General features: G+C 65.0%; 15 protein-coding genes. 5 read left to right on the forward strand and 10 right to left on the reverse strand.

Annotation, left to right across the window (positions count from 1 at the left end; all coding sequences use genetic code 11):
• Positions 1-13 precede the first annotated feature (13 nt).
• Entirely contained in the window at positions 14-373 is a 360-nt protein-coding gene (locus ABIA40_RS04045; protein ID WP_404539273.1) for a hypothetical protein, read from the forward strand.
• 211 nt (positions 374-584) lie between these two features.
• Here the strand turns inward: ABIA40_RS04045 and ABIA40_RS04050 are convergent, their stop codons facing one another.
• Positions 585-1,403, reverse strand: coding sequence for a quinoprotein dehydrogenase-associated SoxYZ-like carrier (locus ABIA40_RS04050; protein ID WP_404539276.1), 819 nt, complete (start codon positions 1,401-1,403; stop codon positions 585-587).
• A 54-nt stretch (positions 1,404-1,457) separates the two neighbouring features.
• Entirely contained in the window at positions 1,458-2,381 is a 924-nt protein-coding gene (locus tag ABIA40_RS04055; RefSeq protein ID WP_338122662.1) for a quinoprotein relay system zinc metallohydrolase 2, read from the reverse strand.
• A 126-nt stretch (positions 2,382-2,507) separates the two neighbouring features.
• On the opposite strand from ABIA40_RS04055, the gene ABIA40_RS04060 reads away from it, so the two are divergent.
• Both ABIA40_RS04060 and ABIA40_RS04065 read left to right on the forward strand, forming a co-directional pair.
• Positions 2,508-3,392, forward strand: a complete 885-nt coding sequence (locus tag ABIA40_RS04060; RefSeq protein WP_198399754.1) for a substrate-binding domain-containing protein — start codon at positions 2,508-2,510, stop codon at positions 3,390-3,392.
• Complete coding sequence (locus ABIA40_RS04065) at positions 3,389-3,946, forward strand: PQQ-dependent catabolism-associated CXXCW motif protein (protein ID WP_271544134.1); 558 nt, start codon at positions 3,389-3,391, stop codon at positions 3,944-3,946. The genes ABIA40_RS04060 and ABIA40_RS04065 overlap by 4 nt, the downstream gene beginning before the upstream one ends.
• A 59-nt stretch (positions 3,947-4,005) precedes the next feature.
• On the opposite strand, the gene ABIA40_RS04070 is transcribed toward ABIA40_RS04065, so the two are convergent.
• The 6 genes from ABIA40_RS04070 to ABIA40_RS04095 form a co-directional block, all read right to left on the reverse strand.
• Complete coding sequence (locus ABIA40_RS04070) at positions 4,006-4,311, reverse strand: copper-binding protein (protein ID WP_157283926.1); 306 nt, start codon at positions 4,309-4,311, stop codon at positions 4,006-4,008.
• 136 nt (positions 4,312-4,447) lie between these two features.
• Positions 4,448-5,062, reverse strand: coding sequence for a hypothetical protein (locus ABIA40_RS04075; protein ID WP_157283924.1), 615 nt, complete (start codon positions 5,060-5,062; stop codon positions 4,448-4,450).
• Positions 5,059-5,907: an ABC transporter permease gene (locus ABIA40_RS04080; protein WP_404539281.1), complete on the reverse strand. Its 849-nt coding sequence runs from the start codon at positions 5,905-5,907 to the stop codon at positions 5,059-5,061. The genes ABIA40_RS04075 and ABIA40_RS04080 overlap by 4 nt, the downstream gene beginning before the upstream one ends.
• The gene (locus ABIA40_RS04085) at positions 5,904-6,710 is read right to left on the reverse strand and encodes an ABC transporter ATP-binding protein (protein WP_404539284.1); all 807 of its coding nucleotides are present in this window, start codon (positions 6,708-6,710) and stop codon (positions 5,904-5,906) included. The genes ABIA40_RS04080 and ABIA40_RS04085 overlap by 4 nt, the downstream gene beginning before the upstream one ends.
• Positions 6,707-7,666, reverse strand: coding sequence for a YVTN family beta-propeller repeat protein (locus ABIA40_RS04090; protein ID WP_271544309.1), 960 nt, complete (start codon positions 7,664-7,666; stop codon positions 6,707-6,709). Before ABIA40_RS04090 ends, ABIA40_RS04085 begins: the two co-directional genes overlap by 4 nt.
• Before the next feature lie 202 nt (positions 7,667-7,868).
• Positions 7,869-9,050 carry an ABC transporter substrate-binding protein gene (locus ABIA40_RS04095; RefSeq protein WP_275511500.1) on the reverse strand — a complete coding sequence of 394 codons (1,182 nt, stop codon included), beginning with the start codon at positions 9,048-9,050 and terminating at the stop codon, positions 7,869-7,871.
• Between the two features lie 60 nt (positions 9,051-9,110).
• On the opposite strand from ABIA40_RS04095, the gene ABIA40_RS04100 reads away from it, so the two are divergent.
• Entirely contained in the window at positions 9,111-9,683 is a 573-nt protein-coding gene (locus ABIA40_RS04100; protein ID WP_157283914.1) for a DUF3280 domain-containing protein, read from the forward strand.
• Between the two features lie 170 nt (positions 9,684-9,853).
• On the opposite strand, the gene fghA is transcribed toward ABIA40_RS04100, so the two are convergent.
• Complete coding sequence (gene fghA / locus ABIA40_RS04105; RefSeq protein WP_404539287.1) at positions 9,854-10,699, reverse strand: S-formylglutathione hydrolase; 846 nt, start codon at positions 10,697-10,699, stop codon at positions 9,854-9,856.
• Positions 10,700-10,768: 69 nt separating this feature from the next.
• The gene (locus ABIA40_RS04110; protein ID WP_036007891.1) at positions 10,769-11,389 is read right to left on the reverse strand and encodes a response regulator transcription factor; all 621 of its coding nucleotides are present in this window, start codon (positions 11,387-11,389) and stop codon (positions 10,769-10,771) included.
• A gap of 204 nt (positions 11,390-11,593) precedes the next feature.
• On the opposite strand from ABIA40_RS04110, the gene ABIA40_RS04115 reads away from it, so the two are divergent.
• Positions 11,594-12,946, forward strand: a complete 1,353-nt coding sequence (locus tag ABIA40_RS04115; protein WP_404539290.1) for a histidine kinase — start codon at positions 11,594-11,596, stop codon at positions 12,944-12,946.
• Positions 12,947-13,091: the final 145 nt, after the last annotated feature.

Raw genomic sequence — 13,091 nt, forward strand, 5'->3', positions numbered from 1 at the left:
CGGGAGGACGCGCATGAACCTGGCCGGACGGCTACGACCGATTGTCGCCGCATTGACGGCGCTCGCTGCGAGCGTATGCGCGGCACGGGCCGAAGAGGCCAACGACTATCCCACCGCGGCGCGCGCGGAGTACGTCTATGGCTGCATGAAGGCCAATGGCGAGACGCGCTCCGCGATCGAGCAATGTTCCTGCTCCATCGACGTGGTCGCCTCGATCATACCCTACGAGCGCTATGTGACCGCCGAGACCGCGCTCAGCATGTCGCAGGTGCGCGGCGATCTCGGTGTGCAGTTTCGCACTTCGGAGCAGGCCAACTCGGCGGTGAATGACTTGAGGCGCGCCCAGGCGGAAGCCGAGGTGAGGTGCTTCTGAATTGTGCCGCGGTGTCTCTTACCCTCCCCTGGAGGGGTCCGGGACGAGCGTAGCTCGCCCGTAGTCGATCGCGCGAAGCGCGAGCGGGGTGGGGTGATCTCTCCACTCTGGCAGTGTCGGATGCGGAGAGACCGTCACCCCACCCCGTCCCATGTTTCGCTACGCTCAATGTGAGCCGACCCTCCCCCTCCAGGGGAGGGTGCTCCTCGCCTCACGTCCCCGGCTTCTCGACATCCCATTCATTGCGGAACACATGCCCTTCCGTATCCCTGGCCTCCGCACGAAAGCGCTTGGCGCCGTTGGAGACATAGGTGAAGCGCAGGTTGGGATCTTCCGAGATCGAGATGCCGCCTTCCATCGACAGCACCGGGCTGTCGTCCTGCGTCAATCTGAGCTGGTTGATGAAGAAGGCGGGGATATAGAGCTGCGTGACCTGGTCCATCTGCAGGCCGGAATTGTTGGGATGGCCGATCATGATCTGCGCTTCGCGCAACCGGCTGGCCGGACCGTCCTCACGGGCGAATTGCCGGTAGCGCATCTGGCCGAGCCGGTTCTTGGCTTCCTCCACGTTCTTTGCAGTCGGCGCCGAGCAGCCGCCGGAGGCCTTCACATAGACTTTCGAGACGTAGAGCTGGCCGTCGCTGAGCTCGGCGACCGCGTGCACGTCGGTGTAATTGTTGACGCGCACGCGGGTCGAGATTTCCGTGACATTGGCGTCCGGGCCGAGCTCGAACTTCGCGGCCATCGGCGCGGGATTGCGGTCGATCACCAGCGTGATCGAACGGATGCGTCTGCTGTCGCCGGGCGACAGCTTGCTGCGCAGCGTCACCGGCACGATGGCGGCATCCTCGGCGCGATAGGGCATCTCGATGCCGATGACCTCGGCGCCGTCGTTCATCGGCCGGTTGTTGAAGATGTCCTGCACCAGGCCTGGCCAGGGATCGTAGGCCTGTTCCGCCTGCGCCGGCACGGCAAAGGCGATGCCGAGGAGCAGGGCGATCAGGGGCAGGCGGCGTGTGCATGCCGTCATGGTCATGCTCCTCGGTTTAGGTGAAGCTGATCTCCTGCCAGCGTAGCGCGCCCGCTATTCCCATTCAATTTCCGAAAATGCTGCAGTTGCGTTGCGGGCGTTGTAGTCCTCGAACAGCTGCCAGTGCGGCCGCTCGTCCGCGGCCGCCTTGTCCGCCGCGGCGCGGATCGGCGCGCCCTTCTTGTTCAAGGCGCGGACGTCGGACAGCAGCGTTGACAGGTAGCGCCGTTGATCGCTCAGCGCCGCAGGCCAGCCGCTCACAGGACCGTGGCCGGGAACAACGCGCAGCGCTGGGATCGTCTCCAACTCCTTGAGCGTGGCGAGCCAGCCGCGAATGCTGCCGTCCATCACCGGAATGTGGCCGAGAAAGACGAGATCGCCGGCAAGCAGGGTTTTGGTGCTCTCGTCGAACACGGTCAGATCGTTGTCGCTGTGGCCGGCCGGCCATGCGCGCAGTGTCAAGCGGCGCGAGCCCAGATCGAGCGTGAGCGTGTCCATCACGAGCAGGGTAGGCGGTACGATCTTCACGGGATCAATCAGTTCGGGGCCCATGAGGCGTCTGAAATTATCGAGATAGAACGGCCCGCGGGCGGCCAACGCCTGCGGCAACTTGCTGTGGCCGACGAAGCTGGTTCCCTCCGCCGCGAAAGCAGCATTGCCGAAGACATGGTCGGGATGGCCATGGGTGTTGATGACATAGCGGATCGGCTTTTGCGTGCGCGCTCGTACCGTCGCCAGCAGCGCCTCGCCCTCGCGCTGGCTGCCGCCAGTGTCGATCACGGCCACCGCGTCGTCTCCCACGATGAAGCTGAGGTTGGCGATGCCGCCTTCATTCTCGCGGCTCATCAGCGCGATGGCCCCGGAGTGTACGAAGATTCCCGGCGCGACTTCGCTCACAGGCAATTCGGCCGCCCCGGCGCGTGCTAGCGTGGCTGTTACCAGGGACAAGGCTGCGATCACGAGAGCGATGCGAGACACTTTTCCGCCTCAGTTCAAAGGATTGGCCTCATTGCACTGCAACAAAGAAAAGCCGGCAAAAGTTGGCACACGTGGCGCGTCATGCGTCGCATGGATAACATTCAAACAAAACGAGGAGGAAGCGCGATGACGCAGGCCGGACGACATCGTCGCTGGTGGTTTTCACTCTGGATCGTAATCGCATCATGTGCGCATGGCGATCTCGCCATCGGGCAGACCAACGAGACCGGAGATCTCTCATTCGAGCTGGTCGACCCGAAGGTGCTGCGCGTCTGCGCCGACCCGCGCAACCTGCCGTTCTCGAATGAGAAGGGCGAGGGCTTCGAGAACAAGCTCGCCGAGTTTCTGGCGGACAAGCTGCAGAAGAAGCTGGACTACGTGTTCTTCCCGCAGGCCGCCGGCTTCGTGCGCATGACGTTGGGTGCGCATCGCTGCGACGTCATCATGGGCTACCCGCAGGGGGACGACCTCGTGCAGGGCACCAATCCCTACTACCGCACGACCTATGCACTGGTTGCCAAAACTGGCAGCGGGCTCGAGGACGTCGACACGCTGGAGGACGCACGCCTGAAAGGTAAGCATATCGGCATCGTCGCCGGCACGCCGCCGGCGACCAATATGGCGTTGGCAGGCCTGATGGGCGACGCAAAGCCCTATCAGCTGATGATCGACACGCGCTTCGACAATTCGGCGCAGGCGATGATCGAGGACCTCACTGCCGGCAAGATCGACGCCGGCGTGCTCTGGGGACCGATGGCCGGCTATTATGCGAAGAAAGCCGGCCCCTCGCTGCACGTCACGCCGCTGGTCAAGGAGACCACCGGGTCCAAGCTGGTCTATCGCATCGGCATGGGCGTGCGACCCGCCGACCAGAACTGGAAGCGGCAGCTCAACCGGGTGATCCAGGAGAACCAGGGCGAGATCAACAAGATCCTGCTCGATTTCGGCGTGCCGCTGCTGGACGAGAACAACCGGCCGCTCGGCGCGGAGACGGCCAAGAAGGCGCCATGAGCCGGCCGCTTGCCGCTGCGTTCGTCGTTGCCTTGCTCATGGCCCCGGCGTCGGCGCAGCAGCAGGAGCCGTTCGAGCCCGAGGGATATCGTACCGACAATTATCGCGCGCCGGTGCCGGCGACGCTCGCTGGCGCGCGCGTGCTCACGACCGGCGAGGCGGAGGCGATCTGGCGTGCGAACAGCGGCACCTTCGTTGACGTCATGCCGCGCGCGCCGAAACCAAAGAACCTTCCTGTGAGCACGGTATGGCGTGACGCGCCGCGCCAGAACATTCCGGGCAGCTTCTGGCTGCCGGACACCGGCTACGGCAACTTGCCGCCCGCCATGGACGATTATCTTCAGCGCGGCCTCGCGCGCGCCTCACGCGGCGACAAGGCCGCGCTGCTGGTGATCTATTGCCTCGCGGATTGCTGGATGTCCTGGAACGCCGCCAGGCGCGCATTGGCTTACGGCTATGCCAACGTCGCCTGGTATCCCGACGGCACCGACGGCTGGGAGCGCGCGAAGCTGCCGACGGAAGATGCGCAGCCGGAGCCGCGGCCGGAGCAATAGTGATCAAGCGCAGGTGCGCTCCCTCGCCCCGTTCTTACGGGGAGAGGTGAAGATCCAACCTACGGCCTCTGCTTCTGCAACTTCGTCAACGTGCCCGTACCGTTGGTCTCGGTCGCAGAATAGCTCACCCTGTCGCCGGCATGGACGGCATCCAGCATCGCGGCATCTTTCGCCTTGTACTCCTGGAGCGCGCCGGCGCTGCCTGTGCTGGCGCCGACTGTGCCCTTCTGGGTCTGCTGGATCGAGATCGTGCCGTTGAGCCGATCGATCCGCGTGATCATCCCGGTCATGTCGTCAGCAAAGGCGCTGGTTGCGAGCATGCTGAGGACCGCAGCGCCCGCAAACATGATTCTTGTGGTTCCCATCGAGGCCTCCCGACGTCTTGAGTTCACGTCGACAAGCAATCATAAATCGATTTGGTTCCGGCACATAGCGCGGCGAAAGGTTAACGTTGCCGGGGCGATTGCGGGAACTTTTCGTGAGCGGTCAGCGTAACTGACGCTATTCCATTTCCTGCTGGATCACACGCCCGAGCGCGAACAGGCGCTGGTCGATCGAGGTTGGAACCTCGCAGACGAAGCGCACCACCTTGTGGCGGTCCTCGAAGATCCGGGTCTTCCAGATCAGCTCGTTGCTGAGCGCCTGGACCTTGGCCTCGTCGCGCGGTGTGGCCCCTTGCAGGGCCTGGAGCTGAATTGCCTCCTCACGGATCTTGTCGGCGGCATCGCGCTGCTTGCGGCTGACGCGCTCGAGTCCGTTCATGACCTGGGAGCGCTGGGCGTTGAGCGTGTCGAACAGGCCGGCGAACAGCAGCTTTGCGTTCGCGGTCTTGTCGGCAGCGGAACCCGCGAGAAACTCCTTCACCAGCTTTTCCGCCTCATCCAGCGGCGTCTTGCGCGCCGCCAGTTTCGCAACGAGCGCGCTGATCCTGGCGTCGTCCTTCCATTTGTTCTGGACGTCATCGAGCGGCGGACCACCCCACACGGCCGCCAGCGAGATCTCGGGCACCTTCGCCTGGGTGCACGGCCAGTCCGGATAGCGCGGATCGGCGGCGAGCGCCGTCGTGCTCGCGACAGCGAGCACGAGTACAGAGGTGACCAGAACCCGAACAATCATCCTTCGCCTCCCGCAGGCCCGCGTCGCGCCAGCCCGCGCGAGGGATCATAGGCCAGGATCGCGCCGATCATGAAGACGATTGTGCAAGCAGCGACCACCGCCAGGGAGATCCAGTTGATCTGGCCATACAGCGCGAAGCGGATCAGCTCGACCGCATGGGTGAACGGATTGGCCTCGCACAGATAATAGAGATAGGGGCTGCCCTCCTGCACGCGCCAGAGCGGGTAGAGCGCAGAGGAGGCAAAGAACATCGGGAAGATCACGAAGTTCATGACACCGGCGAAGTTCTCCAGCTGCTTGATGCCCGACGAGATCAGCATGCCGAGCGAGCCCAGCATCAGCCCCGACAGGATCAGCGCCGGCAGCACGGTGAGATAGCCCTGGGGCGGCGGGGTGATGTCCCAGAGCCAGGCGATCAGCAGGAACGCATAGACCTGAAGCAGCGATACAGCGGTTCCCGCGAGCAGCTTGCAGAACAACAGGAAACCGCGCGGGAGCGGACTTACCAGGAGCGTGCGCATGTTGCCCATCTCGCGGTCATAGACCATCGAGAGCGAGGACTGCATGCCGTTGAAGAGCTGGATCATCGCCATCAGTCCCGGCGCGATATAGACCTCGTAGAGGATGTAGGTCTCGTAGGGCGGGATGATGGAGATGCCGAGCACCTGACGGAAGCCGGCGGCAAAGATGAACAGCCACACCAAAGGCCGCACCAGCGCCGAGACGAAGCGCTCGCGCTGATGCAGGAAGCGCAGGCCCTCGCGCCAGACGATGCCGCTGAGGCAGGTCATGTACTCGGCGAACGAGAAGCCGCGCGGCGCCTCGCGCGTTGAGATGCTGCTCATGCGCCGCCTCCCGGCATGGTTTGCGCGCCGGTCAGGCGCATGAAGGCGGTGTTGACGTCCTGCGCGCCTGTTGCGGCGATGACGCGGCTCATCGGCCCCTGCGCCAGCACCTTGCCCTGGTGCAGCACCACGAGATCGTCACCGGGCATGATCTCGTCGAACAGGTGCGTGGCCCAGAGCACGCCGATGCCCTGCTCGGTCACGAGCTGGCGCACGTGGCTGATGATGTCGGCGCGCGCCTTGACGTCGAGACCGACGGTCGGCTCGTCGAGCAGCAAGAGGCGCGGCCGGTGCAGCAACGCGCGGGCGATCTCCAGCCGCCGCATCTGTCCGCCGGACAGGTCGCGCACCTTGCTTGCGGCGCGATCGGCAAGGCCGATGCGGCCGAGCAGCTCGGCGCTGCGCACCGATGCCTCGCGGCGGCCGATGCCGTGCAGCGCCGCGTGGTAGAGCAGGTTCTGCGTCAGCGACAGGTCGAGATCGAGCGTGCGGGGCTGGAACACGACCCCGAGCAGCCGCAGCGCCTCGCCGGGGCTCTTGCTGACGTCATGGCCGAAGATCGAGACTCGGCCGGACTGGATGCCGAACAGGCGCGTGATCAAGGAGAACAGCGTGCTCTTGCCGGCGCCGTTGAGTCCCAGCAGCGCCGTGAAGCTCGCGGGCTGGACATTGAAGGACACGTCCGTCAATGCGCGCCGCGGACCATAGGCATGGCTGACGCCGTCGATCGACAACGCCGCCACCGTGGCCCCTTCGGGTCTCGGCGTCTCCTGCGCTTCGGCGATCGGGGCGGGGCTGGTCATGGCGCGATCGTGACGCCCCAGGGCAGCTCGCCGACCTGAATGGTCTTGATCACCTTCTGCGCGGCGACGTCGATGACGGAGACGTCGTTCGACACACCGTTGGTGGTGAGCAAATATTTCTCGTCCGGCGTGAACGCCATGTGCCAGACCCGCTGCCCGACCAGGAGGTATTTCGTCACCTTGCGCGAGGCGACGTCGACCACCGCGATGCGGTTGGCGGGGCCGAGCGCGACGAAGGCGGTCTTGTCGTCCCTGGTCATGCCGATGCCGACCGGCTGGATCGCCTCCTTCCGCAGGCCCGGGATCTCGAACGTGATCTTGCCGATCACCTCGTGCTTCTTGGGGTCGATGATCGAGACGGTGCCGCCGATCTCCGAGGACACCCAGACTTCCGACGAATCGTGCTTGTACTCGGCAAAGCGCGGCCGCGCGTCCACCAGCACGTTGGCGACGATCTGTCGCGAGGCGGTGTCGATGAAATGCGCCATGTTGGTGGTTTCCGAGGTGTTGATCAGCGTCTTGCCGTCCGGACTGATGGTCATGCCCTCCGGCTCGACACCGACCTGGATGTCGCCGAGGCGGGCGCGCTTCTCGAGATCGATCACCGTCACCGTGTTGTCGTTCTCGTTGGCGACATAGAGCATCTTGCCGGCGGCATCCTGCGCGAACAGCTCGGGGTCGGGTCCGGAGGGCAGGCTGTCCACCACGGTTTGCGTCTTGGCGTCGATCACCTGGATGGTGTCGTCGTCGCCGACCGCGACCATCACGAACTTGCCGTCGCGGGTAAGGTCGATGCCGCGCGGACGCTGGCCGACCTTGATGGTCTTGGTCACGGTCCAGCTGTCGGTATCGATCACCGAGACCGTGTTGCTCTTCTCGTTCGAGACGTAGGCGATGAACGCATGCGCGGGCGGTGCAGCGAGCGTGATCGCCACGGGTACGGCCGTCGCCAGCATGCGCAAGGTCTGTCCGCGGGCGGTCTTCACCTCCCCCGCTTGCGGGGGAGGTCGTATCGCATCGTCAGATGCGATACGGGAGAGGGCTCTCTCCTCTTGGGGGTTATCGCGCGTGGAGACACCCTCTCCCCAACCCTCCCCCGCAAGCGGGGGAGGGGGCGCAGCGTCGTCGCGGTGACGGCTCGATCTCATCTCACCATGCTCACTTCAGCTTGCATTTGCTCTCCGGGCGATCGTAGCCGAGCGTGTCGAGCTCGGAGACCTGGTGCAGGAATCCTTCCTGCGGCGACACCGATACCACCATGCGGCCGTCGACCAGGAGGATCGGCTGACGCAGCTGCAGGTTCCAGTCGCGCAAGGTCAGCCGCGTGCCCTTGAAGGCGGCGACCGAGAAATCCGGGCCCTTGATGAAATCGGTGACCTTCCTGACCTCGCCGGAGTTGGTGCGCGAGGTGGCTTCGCCGATCATGCGCACGGCCGTCCAGGCCTGCATGTCGCGTGCGGTCATCCGCCGCGAATTCAGCTTGATGAAGCGGTTTTGCATCTGGATCGCGCCCCACTGATCCTGCGATGCGTCCCAGCTGCGCGGCACGAGGCCGGCCGAGCCGGCGACTGGGCGCGGATCCCAGGTGCGATAGGGCAGATAGGCGCCGAACACCTCGCTCTCGTCGGCGGCGACCAGCACGTCATAGGCCGGCGCCTGCTGCGTAAAAACGGGGATCTGGCGCTGGATCTGCGCCACGCCGCTATCGGTGCGCCGCGCACCGCCCTTGTCCTCGAAGGTCCGCTCCTGCACGATCTTGGCGCCGAACCGCGCCGCGGTGCGCCTGATAGCATCCGCGAACAGCTTGTCCTCGTCGTGCGAGCCGACCACCAGCAGCCAGCGCGACCATTTCTTCCACACCAGATATTGGCCGAGCGCATCCGCCAGCATCGCGCGCGTCGGCGCGGTGTGGATGACGTTGGCACGGCAATCGGCTTCGCGCAGCCGCTCGTCGACCGCGCCGGCGTTGAACAGCAGCGTGCCGCGGTCGCGCAAGGCGTCCGCGACCTTCAAGAGCGCATCGGCGGGCAGGTCGGCGATGATGAAGCCGTTCTTCTCGGCGAGGGCGGTCGCAGCCTGCGCCACGTCCTCGCCTTCCCTGATGCGGCGCTCCTCCAGCGTGAAGCGCTGGCCGGTGAATTTCCCGGTGGTGTTGTTGTCCTCGATGGCAAGGCGCGCGCCGGCGAGGCCGTCGTTCTCGGCGGGTTGCTCGGCCAGCGACAGCGTTGATCGAATGCCGGCGATTCCGAGATAGCCGACGCCGATCGTGATGGGATCTGCCGCAAGCGCGCTCGTCGCGGCAAGACCAAAGCCGATCAGGCCGGCCAACCATCGGATCATGTTTCCTCCAGACGATCTCCCCGGCTTGACCGCCGGTGAAGAATTGTCTCTGCTTCAAGCATGACCAATTTGTCAGGCCATGCAACCCCGCATTTCGTCCCCGCGCGCGCGAAGCCGGGCATCACGATCATGCGAGCATTGTTGGCGATTCCAGCTTTGCTGTTGACGGGCTCGGCCGCGCTCGCCGACCCGCCGAAGCTCGCGGTGTTCGATTTCGAGCTGGTCGACACCAGCCTGCCCGGCGAGTTCTACGGCTCCAAGCCGGAAGAGGCGCGGCTCGTGCGCATCAGCGAGCAGCTGCGCAAGGAGCTGGCAGAGTCGGGCAAGTTCCAGGTGCTCGACATCGCGCCGGTACGGGAGGCCGCCCGTCGCGCGAACCTGCAGGCCTGCGGCGGCTGCGACCTCAAGCTCGCCGGCCAGCTCGGCGCCGACCTGGAGATCACCGGCCTCGTGCAAAAGGTCTCGAACCTGATCATCAATCTCAACATCTATCTGCGTGACGTGAAGACCGGCAACATGATCACGGTCGCCAGCGCCGACATGCGCGGCAACACGGATGAATCCTGGTCGCGCACGATGAGCTATCTCATCCGCAACCGCCTGCTGGCGTCGAACTACGGCAAGCGGGAGTAGATCTTTCTCTCCGCGATTCGGGAATTGTAGGGTGGGCAAAGGCGCACTTGCGCCGTGCCCACGATCAATCAATGCTTGAGAGAAATCGTGGGCACGCTTCGCTTTGCCCACCCTACGATACTGCGGTCGCGGAGAGACACCCCTCATCAAAACGAGACAAGGGAGGAAGATCACCCCTTCAGCTTCTCCGCATGCCAGTGCAGGTGATCGCTCATGAAGGTCGAGATGAAGTAATAGCTGTGGTCGTAGCCCGCCTGGCGACGCAGCGTCAGGGGGATGCCCGCTTTGGTGCAGGCGGCTTCGAGCAGCTCGGGCCTCAGCTGCTCCTTCAGGAAATTATCGGCCTCGCCGACGTCGACGAGGAAGCCGGAGAACTTGGCACCGTCCTCGATCAGCGCCACCGTGTCGTGGTTGCGCCAAGCCTCCTTGTTCGGTCCGAGATAGCCGGTCAGCGCCTTGATGCCCCAGGGCACGAGCGAGGGCGCCACGATCGGGGCAAAGGCGCTGGCTGCGCGAAAGCGGTGCGGGTTGCGCAGCGCCACCGTCAGCGCGCCGTGGCCGCCCATCGAATGTCCCATCACCGATTGCCGCCTGGCATCGACCGGAAAGCTCTCCGCAACCAGCTTCGGCAGCTCGTCCGTGACGTAGCTCCACATGCGATAATTGCGCGCGAACGGCTCTTGCGTGGCGTCCACATAGAAGCCGGCGCCGAGGCCGAAATCGTAGGCATTGTTGGCGTCGCCCGGCACGTCGGGCCCGCGCGGGGAGGTGTCGGGCGCGACGAAGATCAGGCCAAGCTCGGCGCAGGCCTTGCGGAATTCGCCCTTCTCCGTGACGTTGGCATGCGTGCACGTAAGGCCGGAGAGATACCAGACCACGGGCAGCTTGGCACCCTCCGCATGCGGTGGGATATAGACCGAGAACACCATGTCGGTTCCGGTCGCCTGGCTGGCATGGCGGTAGACGCCCTGCACGCCGCCATGGGATTTGTTGGTCGAGACAGTCTGAATCGTCATGCCTAAGAGCTCCGTGGCATCTCACCACATCAAGATTGCAACGCTTGTGTGACCGAATTTGTGGCGAGGTCAGGCAACGCCGCTGTCGATCGCCAGCCGCACCAGCTCCACCGAGGTCTTCACCCCGAGCTTCTGGCGCATGATGGACGAAGTATTAGCCACCGTCTTGTAGGACGATTGCACCAGCCACGCGATCTCGGACAGGCTCTTGCCGGCGCTGAGCAGCCGCAGAATCTCCATCTCGCGCGCGTTCAGCTTCGAGAGCGGGTTTTGCGCCAGCGTCGGTCCGGCGAAGGCGATGCTGCGCGCGATCGCGGTCGGAAGATAGGTGCCGCCGCTTCCGACGGCGCGGATCGCCTCGACGAGGTCGTCGGGGTCGCCGGTCTTGGAGACGTAGCCCTTGGCGCCGCACTCGATCGCACGCGCGGCGAAGGCGGGGTCGTCATTCATGCTGAACATGATGATGCGGGCCTCGGGGGCGCGCTCGAGGATGCGGCGCGCGAGCTCGAAGCCGGAGACGGTCGGCAGATTGATGTCGATGATGCAGAGGTCGGGACGTTCGACGATGAAGACGCACTCGCCGTCCTCGGCGTCGGCGGCTTCCAGGATTTCGATCTCGCCTTCGTCGGCCAGCACGGCACGGCAGCCGGAGGCGACGATGGGATGATCGTCGACGATCAGAATGCGCATAGGCGTTCCCCGCGACAGCCCGTTCCCTTGGAGCTTGCCTGTTCTGCGCCGCACGAGGCTGACCAGACAAGACGCGCGTCTCGTGTCGCCTCATGCAACCCGGCCGGGATTGCTGTACGCTTCCGATTAGATATCGGGCGGTTCGCCTCTGTCAACGTCGTCGGACAGGCGTGGCAAACCCTTCGCGAGGCACGAGCGAGACCAATGTGGCAGAATCTTTCCTTGCGCGGGCGCATCAATCTCTTGCTGGCGCTGCTGCTGGCGCTGGGGCTCGCGGTCAATATCGGCCGGCAGATCGCCGAGGCCGGCCCGCGCGTCCAGGCCGAGGACCAGAGCGTGATCCGCCTCGCGCGCGAATTCATCGAGATGATCGTTGCCGATCTCAACGAGGCACCCGATCCTGATGCCAGGCTGAACCAGATCGCGCGCGATCTCAGCCGCCTGCGCCATGTCAGCATCGCGCTGCACGATTCCGGTGGGAACCCGCTGACGCCCCGCCGGCTTGGCTCTGAGGTCGACACGCGTGCTCCGCCGGCCTGGTTCGTCAGCCTGGTCCATCCCGAGCAGACCGCGGTCAGCGTGCCGGTCTCGATTCGCGGCAAACCCGGCTCGCTCGTGATCACCTCGCATCCAGACGATGAGATCGCCGAGATCTGGGACGGCATCGTGACCCAGCTCGAGGTCGGCTCGGTGATCGCGCTCGCGCTGTTTTTCCTGATGATGAAGGTGGTCGGCCGTGCCCTGGCACCGCTGCAGTCGCTGGCGGACGCCATGGGGAAGCTCGAAAGCGGACATTACGAGGCCCGTGTCGCGCCGGGCGGCGCGCCGGAGCTCGCGGCGATCTGCACCAGGCTCAACCATCTTGCCGCGACGCTTGGTGAAGCGGTCGAGGACAAGCGGCGCCTTGCCGAGCGCGCGGTGTCGCTGCAGGACATCGAGCGCAAGGAGATCGCGCGCGAATTGCACGACGAGTTCGGGCCCTATCTGTTCTCGCTGCGCGCACATGCGAGCGCGTTGGCGAAGCAGGCGGACGGACGCGAGCCGAGTGCCGATGCCGTACGCAAACATGGCAGCGCCATGCTGGAGCAGATCAATGCACTCCAGCAGTTCAATCGCCGCGTGCTCGAGCGTCTTCGGCCCGTGGGCCTTGCCGAGCTCGGCCTGCGCCAGGCGCTCGAATCGCTGTCGCGGCTGTGGCGGGAGTCGCGTCCCGACGTTGCGATCGAGACTTCCATCTCGCCGGCGCTGGGCCCAACCGGCGAGACCGCCGATCTCACCATCTACCGCATCGTGCAGGAGGCGCTCACCAACGTGTTCCGCCACGCCGGCGCGACCTCGGTCAGTGTCGTCATCGAGCCGGTCGAGCAGGCCGGCGGCCGCTGCTGCGCCCGGGTGCGGGTCAGCGACAACGGCCGCGGCATGGAGCCGGGGCAGAAGCTCGGCTTCGGCCTCGTCGGCATGCGCGAGCGGATCCTGGCGCTCGGCGGCACGCTCAATGTGGTCTCCGGTGAGGGCGGTGTGACGGTTGAAGCGCTGGTGCCCACAGCGGCAACCTGATCGTACCGGAAGCGATCGGGAAAAATTCCCGATTTTGTCGGGAAAATGGGTGCGGATAGGGTCCGACCTTTTGTGGCTGGCGTCCCCATTGCGGCCGAATAAACTCGCCTCGACCAATCGGCGGAACATCAAAACAGCCGGTGGT

The organism is Bradyrhizobium sp. USDA 223 (assembly GCF_044909005.1).
Classification (GTDB): domain Bacteria; phylum Pseudomonadota; class Alphaproteobacteria; order Rhizobiales; family Xanthobacteraceae; genus Bradyrhizobium; species Bradyrhizobium yuanmingense.

Coding starts and splice junctions, on each gene's coding strand:
- ABIA40_RS04045 (WP_404539273.1), top strand. CDS start 14: ATGAACCTGGCCGGACGGCTACGACCGATTGTCGCCGCATTGACGGCG.
- ABIA40_RS04050 (WP_404539276.1), bottom strand. CDS start 1,403: ATGACGGCATGCACACGCCGCCTGCCCCTGATCGCCCTGCTCCTCGGC.
- ABIA40_RS04060 (WP_198399754.1), top strand. CDS start 2,508: ATGACGCAGGCCGGACGACATCGTCGCTGGTGGTTTTCACTCTGGATC.
- ABIA40_RS04065 (WP_271544134.1), top strand. CDS start 3,389: ATGAGCCGGCCGCTTGCCGCTGCGTTCGTCGTTGCCTTGCTCATGGCC.
- ABIA40_RS04070 (WP_157283926.1), bottom strand. CDS start 4,311: ATGGGAACCACAAGAATCATGTTTGCGGGCGCTGCGGTCCTCAGCATG.
- ABIA40_RS04075 (WP_157283924.1), bottom strand. CDS start 5,062: ATGATTGTTCGGGTTCTGGTCACCTCTGTACTCGTGCTCGCTGTCGCG.
- ABIA40_RS04080 (WP_404539281.1), bottom strand. CDS start 5,907: ATGAGCAGCATCTCAACGCGCGAGGCGCCGCGCGGCTTCTCGTTCGCC.
- ABIA40_RS04085 (WP_404539284.1), bottom strand. CDS start 6,710: ATGACCAGCCCCGCCCCGATCGCCGAAGCGCAGGAGACGCCGAGACCC.
- ABIA40_RS04090 (WP_271544309.1), bottom strand. CDS start 7,666: ATGCTGGCGACGGCCGTACCCGTGGCGATCACGCTCGCTGCACCGCCC.
- ABIA40_RS04095 (WP_275511500.1), bottom strand. CDS start 9,050: ATGATCCGATGGTTGGCCGGCCTGATCGGCTTTGGTCTTGCCGCGACG.
- ABIA40_RS04100 (WP_157283914.1), top strand. CDS start 9,111: ATGACCAATTTGTCAGGCCATGCAACCCCGCATTTCGTCCCCGCGCGC.
- fghA (WP_404539287.1), bottom strand. CDS start 10,699: ATGACGATTCAGACTGTCTCGACCAACAAATCCCATGGCGGCGTGCAG.
- ABIA40_RS04110 (WP_036007891.1), bottom strand. CDS start 11,389: ATGCGCATTCTGATCGTCGACGATCATCCCATCGTCGCCTCCGGCTGC.
- ABIA40_RS04115 (WP_404539290.1), top strand. CDS start 11,594: ATGTGGCAGAATCTTTCCTTGCGCGGGCGCATCAATCTCTTGCTGGCG.